Annotated in this window: 19 protein-coding genes and 1 tRNA gene; 15 read left to right on the top strand and 5 right to left on the bottom strand. The window is 68.1% G+C overall.

Going from position 1 to position 22819, the window contains the following annotated elements:
• Positions 1–10 precede the first annotated feature (10 nt).
• On the bottom strand, positions 11–643 hold the full coding sequence (locus RS86_RS11615) for a TetR/AcrR family transcriptional regulator (RefSeq protein WP_045272426.1): 633 nt from the start codon (positions 641–643) through the stop codon (positions 11–13).
• A gap of 81 nt (positions 644–724) precedes the next feature.
• On the opposite strand from RS86_RS11615, the gene RS86_RS11610 reads away from it, so the two are divergent.
• From RS86_RS11610 to RS86_RS11600, 3 genes are all read left to right on the top strand, one after another.
• Positions 725–1009, top strand: coding sequence for a DUF1905 domain-containing protein (locus RS86_RS11610; protein ID WP_045272425.1), 285 nt, complete (start codon positions 725–727; stop codon positions 1007–1009).
• Positions 1006–1788 carry an alpha/beta fold hydrolase gene (locus tag RS86_RS11605; RefSeq protein ID WP_045272424.1) on the top strand — a complete coding sequence of 261 codons (783 nt, stop codon included), beginning with the start codon at positions 1006–1008 and terminating at the stop codon, positions 1786–1788. The genes RS86_RS11610 and RS86_RS11605 overlap by 4 nt, the downstream gene beginning before the upstream one ends.
• A 118-nt stretch (positions 1789–1906) precedes the next feature.
• Positions 1907–1983, top strand: a tRNA-Pro gene (locus tag RS86_RS11600).
• A gap of 599 nt (positions 1984–2582) precedes the next feature.
• Here RS86_RS11600 and RS86_RS11595 read toward each other — a convergent pair.
• The 3 genes from RS86_RS11595 to RS86_RS11585 all read right to left on the bottom strand — a co-directional run bounded on the left by RS86_RS11595 (position 2583) and on the right by RS86_RS11585 (position 10625).
• Entirely contained in the window at positions 2583–6728 is a 4146-nt protein-coding gene (locus tag RS86_RS11595; RefSeq protein ID WP_152642149.1) for a hypothetical protein, read from the bottom strand.
• 329 nt (positions 6729–7057) lie between these two features.
• The gene (locus tag RS86_RS11590) at positions 7058–8665 is read right to left on the bottom strand and encodes an ABC-F family ATP-binding cassette domain-containing protein (protein ID WP_045272422.1); all 1608 of its coding nucleotides are present in this window, start codon (positions 8663–8665) and stop codon (positions 7058–7060) included.
• Positions 8666–9041: 376 nt separating this feature from the next.
• Complete coding sequence (locus RS86_RS11585; RefSeq protein WP_045272421.1) at positions 9042–10625, bottom strand: MFS transporter; 1584 nt, start codon at positions 10623–10625, stop codon at positions 9042–9044.
• 130 nt (positions 10626–10755) lie between these two features.
• Between RS86_RS11585 and RS86_RS11580 the strand changes: the two genes are divergently transcribed.
• The 12 genes from RS86_RS11580 (at position 10756) to RS86_RS11525 (ending at position 21834) form a co-directional block, all read left to right on the top strand.
• Positions 10756–11355, top strand: coding sequence for a TetR/AcrR family transcriptional regulator (locus RS86_RS11580; protein ID WP_160299687.1), 600 nt, complete (start codon positions 10756–10758; stop codon positions 11353–11355).
• Between the two features lie 72 nt (positions 11356–11427).
• Positions 11428–12996, top strand: a complete 1569-nt coding sequence (locus tag RS86_RS11575) for a family 20 glycosylhydrolase (protein WP_052680224.1) — start codon at positions 11428–11430, stop codon at positions 12994–12996.
• A gap of 109 nt (positions 12997–13105) precedes the next feature.
• On the top strand, positions 13106–13774 hold the full coding sequence (locus tag RS86_RS11570; RefSeq protein WP_045272419.1) for a response regulator transcription factor: 669 nt from the start codon (positions 13106–13108) through the stop codon (positions 13772–13774).
• A 40-nt stretch (positions 13775–13814) separates the two neighbouring features.
• Complete coding sequence (locus RS86_RS11565; protein ID WP_052680223.1) at positions 13815–14990, top strand: HAMP domain-containing sensor histidine kinase; 1176 nt, start codon at positions 13815–13817, stop codon at positions 14988–14990.
• 77 nt (positions 14991–15067) lie between these two features.
• Positions 15068–15589, top strand: a complete 522-nt coding sequence (locus RS86_RS11560; RefSeq protein ID WP_045272417.1) for a hypothetical protein — start codon at positions 15068–15070, stop codon at positions 15587–15589.
• Positions 15582–16736 (top strand): efflux RND transporter periplasmic adaptor subunit, encoded by a 1155-nt coding sequence (locus RS86_RS11555; RefSeq protein ID WP_045272416.1) that lies wholly within the window; start codon positions 15582–15584, stop codon positions 16734–16736. Before RS86_RS11560 ends, RS86_RS11555 begins: the two co-directional genes overlap by 8 nt.
• Positions 16733–17422, top strand: coding sequence for an ABC transporter ATP-binding protein (locus tag RS86_RS11550; RefSeq protein ID WP_045272415.1), 690 nt, complete (start codon positions 16733–16735; stop codon positions 17420–17422). The genes RS86_RS11555 and RS86_RS11550 overlap by 4 nt, the downstream gene beginning before the upstream one ends.
• A complete protein-coding gene (locus tag RS86_RS11545; protein WP_082076745.1) occupies positions 17419–18666 on the top strand; it encodes an ABC transporter permease in 1248 nt (415 codons plus the stop codon). The genes RS86_RS11550 and RS86_RS11545 overlap by 4 nt, the downstream gene beginning before the upstream one ends.
• 49 nt (positions 18667–18715) lie before the next feature.
• Complete coding sequence (locus RS86_RS11540; protein ID WP_045272414.1) at positions 18716–19300, top strand: GNAT family N-acetyltransferase; 585 nt, start codon at positions 18716–18718, stop codon at positions 19298–19300.
• A gap of 56 nt (positions 19301–19356) precedes the next feature.
• The gene (locus RS86_RS11535) at positions 19357–20082 is read left to right on the top strand and encodes a lysoplasmalogenase family protein (protein ID WP_045272413.1); all 726 of its coding nucleotides are present in this window, start codon (positions 19357–19359) and stop codon (positions 20080–20082) included.
• Positions 20079–20480 carry an RNA-binding S4 domain-containing protein gene (locus RS86_RS11530; protein WP_045272412.1) on the top strand — a complete coding sequence of 134 codons (402 nt, stop codon included), beginning with the start codon at positions 20079–20081 and terminating at the stop codon, positions 20478–20480. The genes RS86_RS11535 and RS86_RS11530 overlap by 4 nt, the downstream gene beginning before the upstream one ends.
• 79 nt (positions 20481–20559) lie before the next feature.
• The gene (locus RS86_RS11525) at positions 20560–21834 is read left to right on the top strand and encodes an HNH endonuclease signature motif containing protein (protein WP_045272411.1); all 1275 of its coding nucleotides are present in this window, start codon (positions 20560–20562) and stop codon (positions 21832–21834) included.
• Positions 21835–21846: 12 nt separating this feature from the next.
• Here the strand turns inward: RS86_RS11525 and RS86_RS11520 are convergent, their stop codons facing one another.
• Entirely contained in the window at positions 21847–22803 is a 957-nt protein-coding gene (locus RS86_RS11520; protein WP_045272410.1) for an NUDIX domain-containing protein, read from the bottom strand.
• Positions 22804–22819: the final 16 nt, after the last annotated feature.

Raw genomic sequence — 22819 nt, 5'->3', positions numbered from 1 at the left:
GACAACCCTCTCAGCTCTGCGATGAGCCCTTGACCGTGTATGCGCGGAAGAACACTTCGACGGCATCCTCGACGTGCTTCTCGACTTCGGCACGAGTGAGGATCGCGTCGTCGCCGAGCAGCATCGCCCGGTTGATCGGCTCCCCCATGACGAGCCAGTTCAACTGCGTCGCGGCCACTACCGGGTCCGCGATGTCCAGCGCGCCTGTCGCCGCGATGCCCGCGAGAAGGTCGGCGAGGACCTCGATCGCGTACGCCGGGCCGTTGCGGTACATCGCCTCGGCCAGTTCAGGAGATCGCGTGAGCTCGCCGATCACAAGGCGACGGAGGGCGAGCACCCGGGGATCCAGGACCTGCGCGAGTTGGACGATCAGACGCTCGCGCAGCAGCTCGCGCGGATCCGCTGTCTCGTCCATGCCGGGAGATGCGGCGAAGGCCGCCCCTCTGGCGCCGGTCGTGCTCGTCGTGACGAGTTCGAGGAACAGCGCTCTCTTGCTGCCGAAGTAGCTGTAGAGCGTCTGTTTCGCGACCCCTGACTCGTGGGCGATCGACTCCATCGTCACCGACTCGTATCCGGTCGCCAGGAACTGCTTCTCCGCGGCGTCCAGCGCGGCTTCGCGTTTGAGCTTCGAACTCGGTCGCATCCGCTCACCCCCTTGCCGAAATCATACCGAAGAGTCTATTGTCCAAACAAGACCAATGAGTCTAATAACTGGAGGAATGCGATGCTGACCCAACCCGACATCCCCGTGGAGTTCGACGCGACTCTGCGGATCGCCCCCGAGACCGGATCCTGGACCGTCTTCGACGTCCCCGACTCCCGCGAGATCTTCGGCACCGGCAACCCGGTCAAGGTCACCGGAGCCATCGACGGGCACCCCATGGCGATCACGCTCATGCCGACCCGCAACGGCGCGCACGTGGGCCCCGTCAAAGCGGAGCTGCGCAAGACCATCGGCAAGGCCGCCGGCGATGCGGTCCGCATCCGGCTCGACGGGAGGGCATCATGAGCACGCTGACCACGGCCGTAGGCGACACCGTCACCTACGACCACTACGGACCGGCCGATGCTCCCGGCGTGCTGTTCATCCAGGGCGCCGGTCCCACGCGCGCCGACGACCCCGTGACCACGGAGACGGCGCGCTTGCTCGGTGAGAGCGGCGTGCAAGCCGTCATGCACGACAGGGTCGGGCGCGGCGACTCCCCCGCTGCGGGTCCGATCCCCCTCGAGCGCGAGCTCGCGGCGATCACCGCGCTCGCCGCGACGATGCCGGGCCCCGTGGTGCTCGTCGGGCACTCGTCCGGATGCGCGATCGCCATGATCGCCGCACGCGAGGTGGCGCACCTCGGCGGTCTCGTCCTGTGGGAGGCGCCCCTGGGCCAGTTCCCCGAAGGGGCGCCAGCGTGGTGGGCAGGTGTCGCGGCGCACATCGCTGCCGGCCGCTTGCAGGACGCCGTGGCCGCCTACATGGTCGGCATGCCGCCGGAGTGGCTCGACGAGCTGCGGCGCTCGCCGGCGTATCCCGCACTGATCCACTCCTGGATCCCGGACGGCACTGCTCTGGCCGGCATCGAGGAGGACGGCGTCGCCGCCCGACTGCACGGGATCACCGCGCCCGTCCTCGCCGTGGTGGGCACCGAGACCTTCCCCGGGATGGCCGAGGCCGCGGACGCGATCGCCGAGGCAGCGGCCGTAGGGACGAGCGAGTGCCTCACCGGCGCGTGGCACAGCTGGGATCCGGCGGCGATGAGTGCACGGCTGGCCGCGTTCATTCGCGACGGGCGCTGACGTGAATGCTGACGCCGGGTGCGGCGCCGCCCCTCGCCGCGCCCGGGCGCGTCCGCGTTCGCGGTGGCCCCGGGAGTCGGTTAGGATTGTGGAGTTGCCCGCGCTCCGGTGCGGTCAACGGGCTGTGGCGCAGCTTGGTAGCGCACTTGACTGGGGGTCAAGGGGTCGCAGGTTCAAATCCTGTCAGCCCGACCAGAACAACGAAAGGGATCGGCCGAAGGCCGGTCCCTTTCGTTGTTCCCGAGTGCTTTATTGGCGAGAAGGTGTGGACGGGTTCGGGATTGTCATGTTGGTCCGGCCCAGCCTGTTCGCCTTTTGGTTGGTGAGATTTGATCCCGTCGTCGCCAATCCATCAGTTTGATCGCCCACTACCCTCGCAGGCTGAAGCGCGAGGTTGCGGTGAGGAGGTCAGCGATCGCGGGCACCTCAAAGCCCCCCTACACCAGTCCGATCCAGGCTAAGCACAGGAGAACCCCGCCGAGTAACCGCCAGAGGCTACGCCACGCGATCCGCACCGGTGCCCGTACCGGTACCGGTAGATGGTGCCCTCAAACATGGCCGCGCATTCGAGTGCCTCGACCCAGCCGGCAACACGTCATCGATCATCTGCCACGAGCATCCGAAGAGCAGCCGAAATCGCGGCCCCTCGCAGACGCGCCTCGGCTCCTTGACTTGCTATGCGTGTTGAGGCAGATGGGCTAGAAACGCTGGAAGCGGCGCCGAACGCTCGCGCCACGCCGGGAAGCCGATAGGTTTCATCACGGTAGATCGGCGCCGGCCCTGAGTGTTCTTCTTTAGCGCGAGAATTCTCGGGTCCTGATCGACCACGAGAGATTCGATACCAGCTCGGGGCCCGCTTTGAACAAGCTAGCGATCGAGTGGACGAGTTCGATCTGATCCTCGGACACACGGTAGGACGCGCTCGCGGTGATCCAGCGGTAATCGCCCTTTGGGGGGCCATAGCCAGCGGTGGAGTGTTCATGACCCACGAGCACGGTCCAGAACAGGTCGTGGCCTGCTTCACGGATCTTGTGCAGGAGGTCTCGGCGCATCAGAAGCACGTTCGGACTTCCTGAGCTGGGCGCCGGATCAAACACTGCAACGCCCTCCTTGTCGCACCACACGAAATCGACGCCCGGGCGAAGCTCCAGGAGCTCGAACAGCTTGCGAGAAGGCACGAAAGCCCGTGTTTCCTCGTTAGCCGAGGCGTCACTGTCGGACCCTGTACCAGCATACCAAGCACCGCTCTGCAGAAGCTCAGCCGGTTGCTCGCCACCGGAGTAGGAGTTCCAGTCGTCGATGTCCCCACTGGCGGCCGCCCATTCCGGCGCCGTCGGGTGCGCGCCTAGCAGAGCGTTTGCCAGGTCAACCGAATCCGGCATCCACCGGCCATACCAGTCCTTGTCCTGTGCCCAAGCCGACCAAGTGTCCGCCGCACCAAGAGGGACGAGGTAGGCGTGTAAGTGCATCCACGAGTCGCGTGTGGGTGGTCGAAGTGCGACTATCTCTGGCGTGTGTTGCTGCTTCCAACTCGGGAAGCTCAGGAGCGTGAGCCATTGCACGCCGTCGGGGGCGGTGACAGCGAGTAGATCGAGCGGATCCGGCACGCCGTCAAGATCGTCCGGATAGTCGTCCACGACCTCTCGCGGAAACGTTGCCCTCTTTGGCGAAGACCACGGAGCGTGGACATCGAGGGACTCGCGCTTTGGTTCGCGGACGAGCACCGTCACGTCGATGTCGCGCCAGATCAGTTGCTCGGCGTACGCGTAGGGGTAGGGGTCGCCAGAGGACCAGCGCTCGTCGAGGAGCAGGTTGTCGGCCACTGCCCCGAGCACCTCATGGAACCCGATCCACTGATACTTCTTCCCAAACCGTTCGATCGGTGCGCCTGAACGGCCGCGGGACAGGCGGTTGTCGATCTCGTCGAACGATTCGGGTGTCCACCCGAGCGCTTGCACGCGGTCGAAGATCGCCTCCTCGACGGCGGCTTGCAGAGTACTGCGATCCTCCGTGACGAAGGTTCGCAGGGCCGGTTCGATGATGTATCGCCCGAAGTCGCCCATGTTCGTAAGGGAATACCAGATCGAGCTGTACTTATAGGCCGGCCGCGCGGTTAGCTGCTCGATCTCTTCGCGCGATGTCGTCTGGAAGGGCCAGGGCGCCCCGTATGGAGGGTGCCCGTCGAGGCCATCCCAACCGTGGGCTTTCGCTGTCTCGAACACTCGGCGAATGTAGTCGCGGGTGAGGAGGTGACGCGGCCAGCCACGGGCCACCCAGGCGGCGAGCGGAACCGCTAGTTGCGACGCTCGGGACTCGTGGCGTAGAGCGATCCCGCACGCTGCTGCGGCCATGCGCTCCACGATGTAAGGGTCGTCGACGCTCATCAGGGGAGGAAGTGCGGAGGCGAACGCATCCACCTCGCGCTCGCCGAGGGCAACGAGCGCCTTAGTGGCGCTGTCTCTGACTCGTCGGTCGTTGCTGCTAGTGCACCATCCCAGCAGAAGCAATGCGAGCTCGACGGTATCGCCGTCGGTGCGTACCGGGGCGCTCTGGTCGGTGGGCCAGGCCCACTCGATGAGAGTTCGGATGGGCGAATGCTCTTCTGGGTCGAGCGCACCGATGAGGAATAGGGACCATGACGTGTCACGGGTGGGAAGGTCGAGCGACGTGAGGTGTTCGTGAAGCCACTGTGCGTTCAGGGGGTGGCCCGGTATGCACGCCACTCGCAAGAGTTGCCTCCACACCTCGTCCCTGTGCTGATCTGCATTCAGCAGTGCTCGCACGAATTCCTCGGACCTTGCACTTGCTGCGGCTGGATCGCGTAGCGAGATGCTCTCGAGGAATGCATCGATCACGTCGTACTGGACGGGCTTAGTGAGGTCGGCGCAGTCCATCAGCTCCACGCCGTGTCGTTCGGGCATCAGCACCGCCAGTGCGCCGAGGACACCACGCTCGGCCCACAGCCGACTGCCCAGCGACTGCATCCATTCCGCGACTGCGGTGGGTGTCATTTCGGCAATGGTCTTCCCACGTGCGACGTCGCCGAGGCGTTGGTACCCGAAGCTGACGTGATCTGTTCCCACTTCGACGAGGACTCCCTCGTCGAGCATCCCCTTCAGCAGGCTTTTCGACCACGACCGATTCGGGAGCAGAGTTGAGCAAATTTCGTTCGCGGCGGCGCGTGGAACGCGGTCACCTTCGATAGTCGCAAGCTGCTGTATGGCCGCGTCCACGAGGTCCGTGCGCGGATCGAAGTCGCATCGGCCAGCCGCGGACAGGCGAACGTTCGCTGCTTCGATGAATGCTCCGCACACGGTCGTCAGCCCCGCTGAGCCCAACGTGAACCGGCCGGTGCCCAACGTGCTAAGCGCCTCGCAGGTCAATCGTAGGAACAACGGGTTGGCGAACTCGGGGTTGAACACGGGGAAGGTCGGGACGTCGAGTCCGTATTCGGCCGCGAAGCGCCTTACGGCGGTCTCGGTCGACTCCTCGAACCCAAAGTGCTCGGCAGCCGGCAGGTCATGATCGCCCACCACAGCGTCGACGAACTCTGTTCTGCATGAGATCACGAGGCTGACTGCGGGATAGCGCGACGCCTTTGACACCATTGCTTGAAGGACGGCCTTCCACCGATCCGGCTGCTCGCTCTCATTGATGGCATCGATGATCAGGAGAGCTTTGTGCCCGGAGGCTTCAGCAGCGGCGCTGAGAAGTGCGAGAAGTTCGTCGACGCTCCCGGGCAACTCCGCGAGTTCAGGCAGCTGCGTCAGGAGATTCCGCAGGTCGAAGTCCTGGCCCAGAATCATCACCGTCGGGAGTCCTGCGGCGATTCGATTCTTGGAGACATCGCAGAGGAGATGTGTCTTACCTACGCCCGCGCGCCCCGTCAGCAGGAGCTCACCGCGGCTGGCCGAGGCCGTCGCTGGCGACGCGCAAAGCTGACGCGCCCTTCCCAGCGCAGCGATGGCGTCGCGTACGTTCCCGTACAGGGACCCAGCCTCGCCGACGTAGAACCCATCATCGGTGAGCGACCGGTGACGCAACAACGTGTGCAAGCTGTCGAGTGCAGACAATGCTGATTCCACTTGCGCAGTCGAAAGGTCGACGGCGTCGAAGGTGCGCATCTGCGCGATGACCCGTCCGAGCAGAGCGTCCACCTCGTTCAGCAAGACGTTGCAGCGCAGAAGCGCGTCGTGAAACGCGTCCTCGTCTCCGTCAGGTGCTCTCCATGACCATCTGCGAGCCGACCTCAGATCAGCCAAGAGCTGCCGCCACCGCGCAATGTAAGCCGTCGTACGTCCTGCGCCGTCGACTAGCTGTACTGCCTCGACACCTACATGAAGCTGAGGGCTATATCGACGGCCGAGCTTGGCTGCGATGTCGTCGATTCGTGCTTGTTGCTGATTCCGCGTGAGAACACTTGCGTCGAACCAGTAGCGCACCCGTCCAGCGTTGTGGTCGAACGTGAGCGCGGCAATCAGCTCGTGCGCTCCTAGGAACTCCACGGTGACTGTCCGCCCCTGTTCGGCTGCCGCAGTTTCCCATTTGATCACTTCCTCACTCCAGAGTGTGAAGGCAGATTTGGACCTGTCGGTGTCTCCAGCGGGGAGATCGATGGGCATGGTCACGAAGTATCTGCGGAGCTTCGGCTCGGTCGCCAGAGTGCGCAGGAAGGACTTCTTCACCTGGGCCGCGGCTGATGAATCGAACGATGTCAGGTACTTAGCTTGCCAAGCCCACACGTCGCCGCTGGGGAGGACCCCCTTTCCTTCTCGACCACCATCGGGATTGCCGAACTTGTGAAAGCGCGTGCCTTCTGGCCACTGCACGACATCGTCGCGGATGAGCAGCGAGGCGATTTCCTCGAACGCGTTCGCACGGGATGCCGGCTGTCCGTGCGCTCGGATACGTGCGAAGTCGATGTCTGGCGCTGAAGGCACAGCCCATTATTGCAACTGGCTCCGCACGTCGAGGCGCCACGGTCCGAGTTGGACTCGTAGCCCAACCGGTGGGCAACCAAGTCGTCAACAGAAGGCAGGGCGGGTCGATTCGCAGGGGCAGTCCGGAGACCTCGCGACACGTGTGCGTGGTGCCGGGCAAGGTGCCGGCCAGGGAGTGGCGGCTTTGAAGACAGCGTTTGGATCGCAGTGGGCGTACGTTCAGTGAGGAGCGGACCGAGGGACGTCACTGCCGTCGTCTGGCTCACAAGCCCCGGCCGCTTGGGCTGCGGACAAAGGGAATCAGAGCAGTGGTACAGGAGAGACCCCGCTCAGTCGTCCAGCTCCCGACGCTGACGCATCCGTCCGTCGGCATCGAGTTCGATGATCGTGTCGATGCCGATTCGCTCCAGGAATGCGAAGTCGTGACTCACGATCAGCAGCGCTCCGCGGTACGCATCGAGGGCCTCTGCCAGCTGTTCGACGCTGGAGATGTCGAGGTTGTTGGTCGGCTCGTCCAGGATCAGCAGCTGGGCGGGCGGCTCGGCGAGAAGCAGCCGAGCGAGCGAGACACGGAACCGCTCGCCGCCGGAGAGCGTGCGCACAGGGCGATCCATGCTGTCGCCTCGAAGGAGCAAGCGCGCGAGCTGGTTGCGGATGGCTCCGGCCGGCGTGCCGGGAGCGACGGCCTGCACGTTGTCGATCGCACTGGCGTCGTCGTCGAGTCCGTCCAGACGCTGCGGAAGGAATCCGACGACCTCGGTCACGAGTCGGCCATGGGGCCGCCCGGCGACCGGCTCGGTCCGCCCCAGGAGCTGTTCGATCAGGGTCGACTTCCCTGACCCGTTCGCGCCGATGAGCGCGACGCGCTCCGGCCCCTGGATCACGATCGTCCGGCCCTCATCCTCCAGTTCGGCGAGCCGTCTGCCGCGGGGCACATCGGGATCCGGCAGAACGAGGTGGATGTGCTCCTCATCCCGGACTCGGGCGTCGGCCGCATCGACCGCAGCCTGCGCGGCCTGCACCTTTTCGTCGAGCGTCGAGCGCATCGAGCCCGCCGACGCCTGCGCCTTGCTCGCGCGGTTGCCGGCGAGGATCTTCGGGATGCCGCCGTCCTTCTGCGTCTTCTTCCCCGTCCGCTCGCGGCGCGCCAGCTTCGTCTCCGCCTCGACGCGCTGCTTCTTCTCGACCTTCAGCGTCTGCTGCGCCGAACGTGCGGCCTGCACCGCGGCGGCCTGCTCCTGCAGCTGCTGCTCTTTCCACGCGCTGTACGGACCGCCGAACGTCTCCAGCCTCCCGCTGTACAGCTCGGCGGTGTCATCCATGTGCTCGAGCAGCTCGAGGTCGTGGCTGACGACGACGAGCGCGCCAGGCCACTGGTCGACGAGCTCAGCCAGTCTCGCGCGTGTGGGGCGATCGAGATTGTTGGTGGGCTCATCGAGGACGGTGATCGGGGTGCGGCGGATGCGCAGCCCGGTGATCGCGATGAGCATCCCCTCTCCCCCGGAGACCTCGGCGATCCGGCGATCGAGATGGGCGGCCGAGAACCCGATCTGATCCAGTGCCTCCGCCGCGCGGGACTCGATGTCCCAGTCGTCTCCGATCTCATCGAAATGGCGCTGGTCGACGTCGCCGGACTCGATCGCCGTGATCGCGTCGAGGATCGACCGGATGCCGAGCAGCTCCGCGATCGTCGTGTCTTGTCGCAGCGTGAGCGTCTGCGGCAGGTGACCGACCTCGCCGCTGGTGTCGACGTGCCCTGAGGTGGGGCGCAGCTCACCCGTGATGAGGCGGAGCAGCGTGGATTTGCCGGCACCGTTGCGGCCGATCAGTCCGGTCCGGCCGGTGCCGAACGTGCCGTTGACGCGGTCGAGTGCGACCGTGCCATCCGGCCATTCCAGGGTCAGATCACGCAGGGTGATGGCGGATTTCGTAGACATTGCGTAGTTCTCTCTTCTCTGCCGTCGCGCACCGGAGGGCGCGACGAAAGCAGTTCCGTGTCGGGAACGCCGGCGGAGCCGGCAAGTCAACCGACCGCGGATGCGAGTGCCTTGCTGTGAGAAGTCACGCCGGATGCGAACCCGGGCGGGGCCACGCGTTCGCATTCGTGCACCCGAGACCGAGGTCGGTGCGATGCGAACATGCCGGTGAGGACCACGCAGCGTCGACGTCCCGGAAGGAGACGGACTCTGTGCGCGAAAAAACGATCGATCACTGATGCGGCTGATCACCGCACGCGCGAAAGCCACCGGCAGTTCGGTGGCTAGGCTCTGTCGACCTCGATCGTTTCCATCGCGACCAGCCTACCGCAGAGCCTCAGGCGTCTTCCGCGCGGTAGCGCTCCCGCAGCTCCTCCTCGTGCTCCTTCTTCGGGAGGCCGAACCAGACGATCAGCCCGCCGAGCACGATCGCGACGGCGCCGATGAGATACGCCCCCCATGCCCCGGCGAGCAGGCTCTCCCGCGCCGCCGCGAGGATGTCCCCGGAGAGGTCCGGATGCTGTTCGGCGACGTGAGCGGCGGAGGCGAAGGACGACTGCAGCGCCTTGGTGACCTCGGTACTGACGTGCCCCGCTTCGCTGCTGCCGTCGATGAGCTCCAGGAACCGGGCCGAGAAGCCGGCGGCGAGAATGGCCCCGAGCAGCGCCTGCATGACGGATCCGCCGAGGTCGTTCTGCAGATCCGAGGTCGCCGATGCCATTCCGACCCGGCGCACAGGAGTGCTCCCGGTCAGCGACCGCGACGACGCGGTCATCACGAACGATGCGCCCGCGCCGACGGCGAGGAATCCGACGCCGATGAGGACATAGGGGGTCCCCTCGCGCCAGATCAGCATGGTGGCGAAGGCCACGAACACGAGCGCGTAGCCCGTCAGCATCGTCGGCCGGGTCCCCGACCGCGTGACGACGCGCGCCGAGATCGGCGCCATGATGATCAGTCCGACCGCAGCGGGGATGACAGCCACTCCGGCGAGCAGCGGCGTGTAGCCGAGGATGTTCTGCATGAACTGCTCGCCGACGAACATCGCGCCGATGAGCGCACCGAAGGCGATGGTCCCGGCGACGGCCGGCACCCAGAAGAGGCGGCGGCGCGCGACACCGAGGTCGTAGAGGGGGGCGCGCGCCGTGCGCTGCCGCAGGGCGAATCCGGCGAGGACCACCGCTCCCGCGACCAGCAGCACGATCCCCGTCGCCGTCGCGCCCGGCGCGAAGACGATTCCGATCCCCAGCACGAACGCCGCGATGCCGACCGTGGAGAGTATCCCGCCGAGATGATCCACCGGCTCGCTCGACTCGTCGACGTGCGAAGGCACGAAGAGCCACACCAGCACCACGCCGATGACTGCGACAGGCACGCTGAGCAGGAACACGCCGTTCCAGGTCGCGACAGTGAGGATCACGCCGGCGACGATGGATCCCGCCACGCTCGCCATGCCGCTCACGCCCGACCAGAGCGCGATCGCGCCGGTGCGCGCCGTGCCCTCCCGCCAGAGCGCCGTGATGAGGGAGAGCGTGGTCGGATAGGCCATGCCCGCCGCGAGCCCGGTCGCGACCCGGGCGACGATCAGGAACTCCACCGAGGGGGCGAGTGCCGACATCAGGCTCGCGACGATGGTGAGCACGAGCCCGAGCATGAGCAGCTGCTTGCGCCCGTAGCGATCGGCGACGGCTCCGAAGTAGAGGACTGACATGGCCAGCCCGAGCCCCGCACCGAGGCCGACGAGGTTGAGCTGGGTCTGCGAGGCGTCGAAGCTCGCGCCGATCGCGGGAAGTGCGACGGTCGCGGCGGCGATGTTGATGTTGCAGACGACCGCGGCGACGAGCAGCGCGGTGAGCACGAGGCCGGCACGGGGCGGACGATCGACAGTGGAGGCGTCGGTCGCGGGGAGGGGGCTGGTCATGGGGCTCCTTGGCTTATCTTCCACATGAAAGGTAGCGGATGTCGTGGCCGCCACGCCACCACCCGTCCGCGTCCGCGGGCGACCGTCCTGAACGGATGCAAGGATGAAGGACGCAGGGGAAGAGGGACGGATGAAGCGACGACTGACGGTCGAGGCGCGGCGCGCCGAGATCATCGAGATCACGCGGCGACGGATCGCGGAGGAAGGCGCCGCCGGCCTCAGCCTGCGCGAGGTGGCGCGCTGGTGCGACATGTCCGCACCAGGGCTCACGCACCACTTCCCCACCCTTCGCGACCTGATGGACGAAGTCCTCGCACAGCGCGACGCAGAGGACCTCCGCGGGATCCAGGCGCTCGCCCGCGCCGACGACGACCACCTCACCCTCCGGCGTCTCGCCGATGCCTCGGTGCAGTACTACGTCGAGCGCCCCGAGGAGACCCGGCATTTCGACACCCTGGAGGCGGAGGCGATGTCGCCCGCACATCCGGCGCACGCCTACTTCGCCGCGATCGACTCGCACACCAGGGGGCTCGGGCTCACCCTCGCCCGCGAGGAGTACGAAGACCCGGAGACCGTCATCGCCGTGCTCAAGGTGGTCGTGGACGGACTGCGCAAGCGCTGGGTGCTCCTGCCGGAGAACGCCGATCTCTGGGGCGACTGGGTGCGCATCCGCGACACCGTCTTCGCCGGCTTCACACCACTGCCCGACAAGGCGTCCGAAACGCCCTAGTCGCCCTTCGCCCCGGCGACCTCCTGCTATCTTACAAGCGTAAGATATGAGCCCCGAGCAGGAGGAGCCCCTGTGCCCGTCGCCCTGATCCCGCAGCCGACCTCACTCCGCACCGGCGGACCGCACGGACACGAGGTGCGCCCCGGCGCCGCACTCACCGTGCCTTCCTCGCTCCGCGCCGCGGCATCCGCACTCCTCCACGACCTCGTCCGCGACGGCGGCCCTGCCCTGCGCCTCGATGACGGCGGCGCGATCGAGGCGATCGTGGATCCTGCTCGCGCCCGCGAGGAACCGGCGGCGGGTCTGCGACTCGGCGCCGAGGGCACCGACGAGGGGTACCGGCTCACGGTGCGCCCGGAAGGGATCAGGATCCTCGCCGCCACCGACGTCGGCGCGTTCCGCGGTCTCACCACGTTGCGACAGCTCTTGGCGCTCGCCTCCCCGGGAGCCGACGGATCGATCCTGCTCGAGGCGGTGGAGATCGAGGACCGGCCTCGCTTCGCCTGGCGGTCGCTCCTGCTCGATGTCGCGCGGCACTACTATTCCGTTGCGGAGGTCTGCGAGGTGATCGACCTCCTCGCGCTCTACAAGTTCAACGCGATGCAACTCCACCTGGTCGACAACGAGGCATGGCGGATCGAGGTCGACGGCCATCCCGAGCTCACGGCAGCGACTCCCGAGCGATACACCCGCGACGATCTCGCCGCGATCGTCGCGCACGCCGCGCTTCGGCACATCCAGATCATCCCCGACATCGACCTTCCTGGGCACTGCGCCGCCTTCATCCGCGCGCGCCCCGACCTGGGTGTGCTGGTGCACACCGGCGAGCGCGACGTCGCATACGCCGACCCGGACGCCGACGGCCTCTGGGACCTTCTGCGGGAGATCTATCGACAGCTTCTGGACATCACCGCAAGCCCGGTGATCCATGTCGGCGGCGATGAGGCGTTCCGCATGCCGGACGACCTGTACGGAGTCTTCGTCCGCCGTGCACTGCAGCTCGTGCGGGACTTCGATGTGCGCCCGATCGCGTTCCAGGAGGGATCGCGTGCCGGATTCGGCCCCGACGACGTCGCGCAGGTATGGATCGACTTCGCCGGCCCGGGAGGCGATCTCGACAAGCTCGAGGCGCTCGCCGCCGCGGGGCAGCCCCTGCCTGCGGGGATGCCGGCACGGATCCTGCCCTTCTACGGCACGGCTGCAGGCGATCTGGCGCGGGCTCAGGAGCAGGGCGCCGGTATCCTCGTGTCCCCCACGCGGGTCGCCTATTTCGACACCCCGCATGCCGAGCCCTCGCTCGACGAGGCGCAGACCGTGCGCCGCCCCCATCTCGGTCTCGACGTGTACTCGCCCCGCACCCTGCGCGAGTTCTATGAGTGGGATCCGGCGACGGCTTTCGCAGGACTGCGACCGGAACGCATCGCCGGGGTCGAGGCGACCATGTGGGCGGACACGATCACCGAAACGGAGGAGATGCAGCTGCTGCTGACCACCCGGCTCCCCGGCTTCGCGGAGCGCGCCTGGTCTCCGGCTGAGGAGGGCGTCTGGGATGAGTATCGCGATCGTCTGTCCCTGCACCCGCGCATCTGGAGCGCCCGCGGCATCGGCTTCTACCGCTCCGCACTCGTGGACTGGAGCTAGGCTTCGCTGAGTCTCCGGGCGGATCCCCGCGCCGAAGTGCTTTACGCCAACGTTATGGTCGCCGTGCTTGGCTTTGCAGGAGCCGACCGGCGCGAACTTTGGAGGAGCGGTGCGTGTATTGATCGTCGAAGACGAGCCGTTTCTCGCCGACGCGATCCAGACCGGGCTGCGCCGGGAGGGCATCGCGGTCGATGTCGTGCACGACGGCGACGCCGCTCTGGAGTACGTCACGATCAACGACTACGACGTCATCGTTCTCGACCGGGATATCCCGGGCGTGCATGGCGACCAGGTGTGCGGGCGCATCGTGGCCGAGCACCCTCAGGTGCGCGTGCTGATGCTGACCGCAGCGCGGACCCTCGACGACAAGGTCCTGGGGTTCGAGCTGGGCGCTGACGACTACGTGGCGAAGCCGTTCGACTTCCCCGAGCTCGTTGCACGATTGCGAGCTCTGGAGCGCCGCAATCAGCCGGCCGCACCCCCGACCCTTGCCGACGGCGGAGTGCGACTCGATTCGTTCCGGCGCGAGGTGACGAGGAACGGCAGGCGCGTGCGGCTGAGTCGGAAGGAGTTCGCCGTGCTCGAGCTGCTCATGCGGGCGGACGGCGGGGTGCTCAGCGCCGAACGGCTGCTCGAGAAGGCGTGGGACATGAATGCCGACCCGTTCACCAACACGATCAGGGTGACCATCTCGACGCTTCGCAAGAAGCTGGGCGAACCGTGGATGATCCAGACCGTGCCGGGCTGCGGCTACCGGTTCGATGGCTCCCGTGACTGACCGGTCCGTGTCGCGGAGCGTGCCTCTGTGGCGGCCGCGGATGACGATCCGTGCCCGGCTGACCCTCACGTACGCGACTCTCCTGACGGCGAGCGGCGCGGTGATGCTCGGAACGATCTACGTCTTCATGCGCTACGTGCCGACGTATGCGATCCTGCCCGCGGACACGCTGGAAGCCTCGTATCCGTCCTCTCCGCCACTCAACGCGGCCCCGGCGACGCCACTGCCGACCGGCGTCGATTCCACTGCCGCGCTTGAGCTCACGAGCGCCTCCGACATCCTGAACACCCTGCTCACCATCTCGATCCTGGCCCTCGTGGTGCTCGCCGTGATCGGCGCGGTCCTCGGCTGGGTGATCGCAGGACGGGTGCTGCGTCCGCTCACCGAGATCAACTCCGCCGCGAAGCTCGCGGCGACGGGAGCGCTCGATCACCGCATCGGAATGCGGGGGCCAGGCGACGAGGTGCACGACCTCGCCGACACCTTCGACGACATGCTGGAGAAGCTCGACGGAGCGTTCCAGTCCCACCGCAGGTTCGCTGCGAACGCCTCCCATGAGCTGCGCACCCCGCTCGCGACCAACCAGACGATGCTGGAAGTCGCGCTGGCCGATCCCGACCTCGACACGGAGTCGCTTCGGAGGGTTGCCGAACGGGTCTATCAGACGAACAGGCGCAACATCGAGACCGTCGATTCGCTGCTCACCCTCGCTGAGATCGGCGCAAGGGGAACTCGGAACGAGAAGATCGACCTCGCGCGGATCGCGGCGGACGTGCTGCAGGACCTCCGTGAGGAGATCGCCTCCTCCGGTGTGCGGGTGGAGACGGATCTCGAACCGGCGGAAGCCCTGGGAGATCCGGTGCTCCTGCATCGGGCGGTGGCGAACCTGGTCCAGAACGCCCTCCGTCACAACATCGAGGACGGCACTCTCCGGCTGACAACGGGCCATCGCTCGAACGGCGCGCAGGTGCAGGTCGCGAATACGGGTCCCGTCGTGACGACGAGCACCGTCGCTTCGCTCACCGAACCGTTCGTGCGCGGCACGGGCCGCACGGGCGGGCATCGGCACCACGGGCTCGGACTGGCGATCGTCGCCAGCGTCGCCGAGGTCCACAGCGCCGGACTCGCCATCGTCGCGAACCCGAAGGGCGGGCTCACCGTGACCTTCACCCTTGTCCCGCCCGCGACGTCAGCAAAACCTAAAGAAGCGCCTTAACGCCGTCACAACGGGCAGTTCGCTGAACTGGTTCCAGAAGAGCAACGCCAACGGGAGTTGCTCCGAAAGGAGAGACCATGTTCCTCACGAAGAGGTCGCGTGGCGCGCTGGCCGCCCTGGCTGCTGTGCCCCTGACGATCGCCATCCTGTCGGGATGCAGCGCCGGAGGCGGCGGCCAGCCGAGCAGCGACGGAGCCGAGAGGCCCTCAGCCGAAGCCAAGAGCTTCGACGACTGGCAACTCGCGTTCGCCCAGTGCATGCGCGGCGAGGGTCTCGATTTCCCTGATCCCAGCAAGGGCGGTCTCGGCGTCACGATCGATCAATCGAACGCCGCCGCCTTCGACAAGGCGAGCACCAAGTGCCGGGAGAAGCTCGGCAATCCTCCCGCCGCCCCCGGCGACGAGGGCAAGACGGAAGAGCAGCTGCAGGAAGAGGCGCTGAAGAGCGCGAAGTGCTTCCGCGAGAACGGCATCGACATGCCGGACCCGAAGAACGGAAGCACTGCGGCCATGCCGATGGACGTCCCCCCGGAGGTGCTCAAGAAGTGTCTGCCCGGCGCGGGCGACGCCGACGGTGGAAGCGCGCGACCCAATGGCTGAGACGACCTCAGCGGCCGAAGCCGCGGAGCACGATTCGGCGCCCGCACCGGGGACCCAGGTCGACCTCGCACGCAGGAAGCGGCGGCGTCGGCGGGTGATCGTCGGCGCTGCCGCCGGAGTGGCTGTTCTCCTCGGCGCCGGTGCCGGGGCCTATGCCTTCGGCGCGACGCCTTCCTCCCCGCCGCCCGTCAAGAAGACCCTGCACGTCGAATCAGCGCCGATCGAGCGGGGCACGCTCACCGGTACGACGAAGTCGACCGGCACTCTCGCCTACGCGGGCGCCCGAGACATCATGAGCGGGGTCGGCGGAGTCATCACCTCGCTGCCGGCGCCCGGCACGCAGATCGCCCTCGGCCAGGCGCTCTTCGCCGTCGACAACGTCCCCGTGTTCCTGTTCCACGGCGATCTCCCGGCGTGGCGGGCCTTCGAGGAGGGGATGTCGAACGGTCCGGATGTCGCACAGCTCGAGCGCAGCCTTGCCGCACTCGGCTACTTCTCCCGCGAACCGGACGAGGAGTTCACCGCGCGCACCGCCGAGGCCATCCGGGCCTGGCAGAAGGCCACCGGTCAGGAGAGGACCGGCGTCATCGACCTCGGCCGCGTCGTGTTCTCCGTCGGTGATGTCCGGGTCGCCGCGGTGAAAGCACCGGTCGGCGCGCAGCTCGGCCCTGGCTCACCCGTGCTCGGGGTCACAGCGCTCGACAAGAAGGTGGATGTCGACCTCAAACTGGCCGACCAGCAGCTCGCGACGGTCGGCGGCAAGGTCACCATCGATCTGCCGTCGGGAAAATCCACAGACGGCACGATCGCCTCGGTGGGAGTACCGACCGAGAAGGAGAGCGGCGCAGGCAAGACGGTGGTCATCCCGGTGGTGGTCGCCCTCTCCGACCCGGCCTCGGTCGGCCCCCTGCAGCAGGCGAGCGTGACCGTGAACTTCCCGTCGGAGGCGCGCGAGAACGTGCTCTCCGTCCCCGTCGGAGCCCTCCAGGCGCTCGACGGGAACCGTTTCGGAGTCGAGATCGTCGATCCCCGGTCCGGCAAGACCACACGCGTCCCTGTGACGACCGGCCTGTTCGCCGGAGGGCGCGTCGAGATCACCGGACCGGGGATCGACGAAGGACAGAAAGTCGTGGTGCCAGGATCATGAGCGACATCATCGTGCTCCGTGACGTCGAGCGGGGCTACGGCGAACCCCCCGCGCTCGCCTGCGCCGGAGTGAACCTGACCATCCGCGAGGGCGAGTTCGTCGCGATCGTCGGCCCGAGCGGCTCCGGCAAGTCGACCCTCCTCAATCTGATCGGCACGCTCGACAGGCCCACCGCCGGCACGGCACTCATCGAAGGAGTGGATGTGAGGAGCCTCTCGGATCGTGCCCTCTCGGCGCTGCGCGCCCATCGAATCGGTTTCATCTTCCAGCAATTCCACCTGGCGGAGGGCGTGACCGCTCTCGACAATGTGGCGGACGGGCTGCTCTATGCAGGAATCCCGCGACCGGAGCGGCGGGAGCGGGCGCGCGCCGTGCTCGACCGCGTGGGGCTCGGCCATCGGCATGGCCATCGTCCGCACCAGCTCTCCGGCGGAGAGCGGCAGCGCGTCGCCATCGCCCGCGCGATGATCGGCGAACCGCCTCTGCTGCTGGCCGACGAACCGACCGGCAACCTCGACTCGATGGCCGGGGCGAGGATCATCGAACTGCTGCACGAGATCAACGCCCGGGGAACCACCGTCGTGGTCATCACCCACGATGCGGAGCTGGCGGAGCGACTGCCTCGACGGATCGCGATCCGCGATGGCCGCGTGCTCTCCGATTCGGCGAGCAGGTCGGTCGCATGAGCATCACAACGGCACCGGCGGACTTCGCCACGACCTCGGCGGCGAACCCCTCAGCGCCCCCACCGCGTCCCCGCTCGCGACTGCTCGCGAGGGACGCCGTGCGCCTGGGCACCGTGGGCCTTCGCACCCGGCCTGCTCGCGCGATCCTGTCGGCGCTGGGCATCGCCATCGGGATCGCCGCGATGATCGCCGTCGTCGGCATCTCCGCATCGAGCCAGGCGAAGCTCAACGCCCAGTTGGCGAGCCTCGGGACCAACCTGCTGACCGCCCAGGCAGGGAAGAGCGTCTTCGGTCAGGACACGAAGCTCCCTCCCGACACGATCGCGAAGGTCGGGATGCTCGACGGCGTCGAGAGCGCCAGCGGCTACGGCGACCTGTCCGTGAGCGTCTATCGCAGCCATCTGACGGATCCGTCCGAGACCGGCGGAATCACAGTGCGGGCGGCCGACCTGCGGCTGCCAGGCACCACCGGAGCGAGACTCGCGGCCGGATCATGGCTGAACGCCGCCACCGCGAACTTCCCGGCCGTGGTGCTGGGCGCGAAGGCGGCCGAAAGACTGGGAGTGGCCTCTCCCGGAGCACAGGTGTGGCTCGGCGGCCGCTACTTCACGGTGGTCGGCATTCTCGAGGCCGTCCCTCTCGCGCCCGAACTGGACACGTCCGCCCTGATCGGCATCCCGATCGCCCACGCGCAGTTCGGCTACGACGGAAGCCCGACCATGGTCTACGAACGATCATCGGACGCGGCCGTGGAGTCGGTGCGCACCCGTCTCGGTCGGACCGTCAGCCCGCAGACACCCGACCAGGTCACCGTGTCCCGTCCCTCCGATGCCCTCGCCGCGAAGAAGGCCGCGGACCAGGCGTTCACCGGTCTTCTCGTCGGTCTCGGCTCCGTCGCACTGCTCGTCGGCGGCATCGGCGTGGCGAACACGATGATCATCTCCGTGCTGGAACGCCGCCGCGAGATCGGCCTGCGACGCGCGCTCGGCGCTACTCGGGGCCACATCCGCACGCAGTTCCTCTCCGAGGCGCTGCTGCTCTCGGCACTGGGCGGAGTCCTCGGCGCCGCCCTCGGTGTGGCGGTGACCGCAGGCTTCGCGCTTCTCAGAGGATGGCCAGTCGCCATCCCTCCCGTCACCCTCGCCATCGCGATCGGGGCCACGCTCCTCATCGGCGCCGTCGCCGGCCTCTACCCCGCCGTCCGAGCCGCCCGCACCGACCCGACCACCGCGCTGGGCGGGTGAAGTCCCGCGGTTCCGCGCCCCTGTCCGAACCGCCGCGTAGGGTCGGACCATGTCAGCGATCACGACGAAGGCAGCGACGCTCACGGAGTGGGAGGACGTGCAGCGCACGCTCACCGGAGGCGGCGACGGCGCCTCGTGCCAGTGCGTATGGCCGGTGCTGCGCAACAAGGACTGGAACGCCACGACGAAGGACCAGCGGGTCGGGATCCTCCGGGAGGAGATCACGACCGGTCCCCCGCCGGGCATCGTCGCATACCGGGACGGGGAGGCCGCGGGCTGGATCCGCATCGGCCCGCGCCCGGGGCAAGCCAGGCTCGCCTACACGCGAGCGATCGTGGCCGCCACGCAGGAACCGCTCGAGGATGGCGGCGTGTGGGCGGTGACGTGCTTCTCCGTGCGACGCGACCATCGCGGGCAGGGTTTGAACGCCGCCCTCCTCGCGGCCGCCGTCGACTACGCCCGCGAGTCCGGCGCCCGCGTCGTCGAGGGCTACCCCGTCGACACGGCTGCAGTGAAGGTGTCGCCGAACGAGCTGTTCCACGGAGCACTGTCGACCTTCCTCGCCGCGGGGTTCTCGGTCGTCGGCGAGCTGCGGTCAGGACGCCCCCTGGTCAGCCTCGACCTCGCGGGATAGCGGTGACCGCCGATGCCGCGGCGAGCCGGGCGTCCTCTCGCTCCTACGATGGAGGGATGCAGAGCCGCACCCGACTTCGCGCCCTGTGGCCGTTCGCGCCGTACATCGTCGTCGCCCTGGTCCATGTGATCGCGCTCGCCACCCGGAGCCCGCTCGCGGTTCCGACGAAGGCGCTGCTGATGCCCCTGCTCGCGATCCCCGTGGTGCTCGCCTGGAAGACTCTGGCGCCGCGGGGCGCTGCTGTGCTCCTGGCGATCGCGCTGCTCTTCTCCTGGCTCGGCGACGAGGCGGGGCTGTTCTTCCCGTTCGTGCCGGAGCTGCCGCTCATGCTGGGCTTCTTCGCCCTCGCGCACGTCGCCTACATCCTGCTGTTCCTCCGCCACCTGCGCGTGCGCCGGCTGCCACTGTGGACCGTCGTCTACGTGCTGTGGTGGCTGCTCATGATCGCGGTGCTCGGGCCGCACACCGGTTCCCTGTTCGCGGCGGTCGCCGCGTACGGCATCGTGCTCGCCGGGACGGCCGCGACCTCGGCGCGCTGCCGCACGATGATCGCCTGGGGTGGAGTCTTCTTCCTCTCGAGCGACTCGATCCTGGCTTTCCGCCTGTTCCTTCCCGGCGCGATGCCCGGCTGGACGAGCCCCGCCGTCATGGCCACGTACACGATCGGGCAAGGGCTGATCGTCGCCGGCGCGCTCCTGGCCCTGCGCCGCGGCGAGAACGGCCCGGCACCGGCCGACGCTCGCGCCGACGCCGTCGAACGTGGCACGGAGTCGCTCGCATGAACACGGACCCCTGGGCCCGTGGTCCCGTCCGCATCGACAGCTGGCTCTGGGCCGTGCGGGTGTTCAAGACCCGCTCCGCCGCAACGACCGCGTGCCGCGCCGGCCACGTGCGACTCAACGGCGATCGGGTCAAGGCCGCGCAGACCGTGAAGATCGGCGACGAGCTGCGGATCAGGATCAGCGGATTCGATCGGATCCTCATCGTCCGCCAGACGCTGGTCAAGCGCGTCGGCGCTCCCCTCGCGGCCGTCGCCGCCGAGGATCGCACGCCACCGCGGGATCCGATGGCCGCCGCCGGTCTGCGGGACCGGGGAGCAGGCCGTCCGACCAAACGCGAACGCCGCGACATCGACCGGCTGCGCGGGCGCGATCAGGGCGGGGAGCACAGCGACCGATGACCAAGAATTCGCACGCGATCAGGGAGAAAAGTTTTCCACACCCCCTCCTGTGATCGAAGCTCTGTTCTATACTGGGAGCATGAACGAAGCCCCGCTCCCTCCCGCCGCAGCTCGCGGCGCGCTGCTGGATGCGTGGGTGGCGAAGCGGGCTGAGATCGCACGACTCGAGGGCGAGGCCTCCGAGCTGCTGGCCGCCAGGGCGGACCTCTTCGACGCGGATGTCCGCGCCGACCCCCAGCACCGCGACATGATCCGCCGGTCGATGATCGCGGAGTACTCGGCCGCCGGGCACATCTCCAAGACCGCCGCCGAGCTCGGATTCAACGATGCAGCGGCTCTGAGCGAGTTCTTCCCCGCGCTGCGTCGCGCCCTGCGCCAGGGTGATATCACGGCGCAGCACGTCCGCGTGCTGGTCGCCGCGGCCGCTCCCGTTCGCGAGGCGGTACTCAACGGCAACCTCGACGCCGAGACGCTCGCGGTGTACGAAACCGCCGCCCTCACGATCGCCGAACACGAGACGCCGGCGCGCACCCGGCCGCACGCTCGGCAGATCACGGCCGCCCTCGCCGGGGAGAGCATCCGGGAGCGCCACGCCAGGGCGGCGTCCGAGCGTCAGATCACGATCCGCCCCCTCGACGACGGACTGGCACTGCTGACGGCCGTGCTGCCAGAGGTCTACGCCGTGGCGATCATGGATCGCCTCCGCAGCCTCGCGACCGCCGTCGCCGCCACGGTCGGGCCCGACGCCCGGCCCGAGTTCGTCGCGGCGGACGGCCGGACTCGTCGCGAGATCGAGGCCGACACCTTCATCGACCTGCTGCTCGCCGCGACGCCCTCCGAAGCGCTCGGCACCGGCCTGGATCGGATCACCGCGACGGTACAGGTGACCATCGCCGGCAGCACCCTCGCCGGGGAGGACGATCGGCTCGCCGAGCTGGATGGACACGGTCCGCTGCATCCCGACATCGCCCGGGATCTCGCCCGTCGCGCCAGCGGATGGAATCGGCTGTTCCTGGATGACGCCGGAATGGTCACGAAGGTCGACCGCTACACGCCGACCACCGCGATGAAGCGGTTCCTGAGGGCGAGGGATCAGCGCTGCCGCTTCCCGGGATGCCACACGCCCGCCCGCCGCTGCGACATCGATCACAACGAGGACTTCGCTCTGGGCGGGCAGACCGAGATCACCAACCTGAGCGACTTCTGTCCAGGGCATCACGCGCTCAAGCATCCCGATATCGATGCGGGTCATCGCTGGACAGCGCATCAGCTTCCCGATGGAACGCTGCGCTGGACGAGTCCGATCGGTCGCGCCTACGACGACCGTGCGCCACGACGCGTCATGTTCGTCTGAGTTCTGCCGGTGCTACTCCGCGGGCAGCGGGACCTCATCGAGCTGATCGAGGAGCCAGCGCACGGGCTGCACCTCGGCCGGACCGCCGTCGCCCGTCAGCGTCTCGATCCGCGCAGTCAGGCCGCGGTCGCTCGTGACGACGAAAACCCGATCGCCCGCCGCCACGCGCTCGCCCGCGACGTCGACGATCGCGTCGTCGCCCGCCGCGGGGGCACGCACGATCTCTACCGCGCATGCCACATCGGCGCTGTCGGCGGGGTCTGCGACCTCCCGCGCCGCGCCTTCGGCGACGAGGACCACCCGCGGATGCCAGCGCGTCGAATCCAGCGCGACCCGTTCCGCCGATACTCCACGCCGAGCCCACGCGTCCAGCCGGTCGCGAAGGCGCGCGGTCGCTCCCGCGCGGTCCTTCCACCAGCCGTCCGCCACGGATCCGACCACGTTCGCGGCGTCCACCACGACCACCGGCCGTACGTCCAGCAGCGCACGCAACTCGGGCCACGCCTCGGCGAAGCCGGGGTGCAGCGCACGGTGGTCCACCTCGTCGACCGGGACCCACTGCAGCGCCAGGCTCTCCGGATCGCTGATCACGGGCTCGAACGGCGTGACCACGTCGGCGACCACGGTCGTGTAGCTCCAGATCCCGAGGTCCAGCACGCTCTCGAACTGCGCCCTGACGGCGCCGTCCGGCACGCCGGCCTCCTCCTGCGCCTCGCGGATCGCGCCCTCACGGGCAGACTCGCCCTCGTGCAGCGCACCGCCGGGCAGCGCCCAGGTGCCGCCGTGGTGGCTCCAGGCGACCCGGTGCTGCAGCAGCACGCCGCGCTCCCGGTCGTGGGCGAGCAGCCCCGCCGCGCCATAACGGCCCCAGTACCGCTCCCCCGTCGGCGCCACCACCCAGGCATCGCCGCTGCTCAGCGGCCCCTGGGGGCGCCGAGGTTCACCGGGTTCCGGGGGAACGATCGTCACCCCTCCACCCTTTCAC

The sequence above is a fragment of the Microbacterium azadirachtae genome, from assembly GCF_000956505.1.
Taxonomy (GTDB): Bacteria; Actinomycetota; Actinomycetes; order Actinomycetales; family Microbacteriaceae; genus Microbacterium; species Microbacterium azadirachtae_A.
Note: the sequence above shows the minus strand (reverse complement) of the source record. Positions and strands in the feature narration are given on the sequence as shown.

Excerpts from the sequence above, each read along its gene's own strand:
- RS86_RS11615 (WP_045272426.1), bottom strand. The coding sequence starts at position 643 with ATGCGACCGAGTTCGAAGCTCAAACGCGAAGCCGCGCTGGACGCCGCG.
- RS86_RS11610 (WP_045272425.1), top strand. The coding sequence starts at position 725 with ATGCTGACCCAACCCGACATCCCCGTGGAGTTCGACGCGACTCTGCGG.
- RS86_RS11605 (WP_045272424.1), top strand. The coding sequence starts at position 1,006 with ATGAGCACGCTGACCACGGCCGTAGGCGACACCGTCACCTACGACCAC.
- RS86_RS11590 (WP_045272422.1), bottom strand. The coding sequence starts at position 8,665 with ATGTCTACGAAATCCGCCATCACCCTGCGTGATCTGACCCTGGAATGG.
- RS86_RS11585 (WP_045272421.1), bottom strand. The coding sequence starts at position 10,625 with ATGACCAGCCCCCTCCCCGCGACCGACGCCTCCACTGTCGATCGTCCG.
- RS86_RS11580 (WP_160299687.1), top strand. The coding sequence starts at position 10,756 with ATGAAGCGACGACTGACGGTCGAGGCGCGGCGCGCCGAGATCATCGAG.
- RS86_RS11565 (WP_052680223.1), top strand. The coding sequence starts at position 13,815 with ATGACGATCCGTGCCCGGCTGACCCTCACGTACGCGACTCTCCTGACG.
- RS86_RS11560 (WP_045272417.1), top strand. The coding sequence starts at position 15,068 with ATGTTCCTCACGAAGAGGTCGCGTGGCGCGCTGGCCGCCCTGGCTGCT.
- RS86_RS11555 (WP_045272416.1), top strand. The coding sequence starts at position 15,582 with ATGGCTGAGACGACCTCAGCGGCCGAAGCCGCGGAGCACGATTCGGCG.
- RS86_RS11550 (WP_045272415.1), top strand. The coding sequence starts at position 16,733 with ATGAGCGACATCATCGTGCTCCGTGACGTCGAGCGGGGCTACGGCGAA.
- RS86_RS11545 (WP_082076745.1), top strand. The coding sequence starts at position 17,419 with ATGAGCATCACAACGGCACCGGCGGACTTCGCCACGACCTCGGCGGCG.
- RS86_RS11540 (WP_045272414.1), top strand. The coding sequence starts at position 18,716 with ATGTCAGCGATCACGACGAAGGCAGCGACGCTCACGGAGTGGGAGGAC.
- RS86_RS11535 (WP_045272413.1), top strand. The coding sequence starts at position 19,357 with ATGCAGAGCCGCACCCGACTTCGCGCCCTGTGGCCGTTCGCGCCGTAC.
- RS86_RS11530 (WP_045272412.1), top strand. The coding sequence starts at position 20,079 with ATGAACACGGACCCCTGGGCCCGTGGTCCCGTCCGCATCGACAGCTGG.
- RS86_RS11525 (WP_045272411.1), top strand. The coding sequence starts at position 20,560 with ATGAACGAAGCCCCGCTCCCTCCCGCCGCAGCTCGCGGCGCGCTGCTG.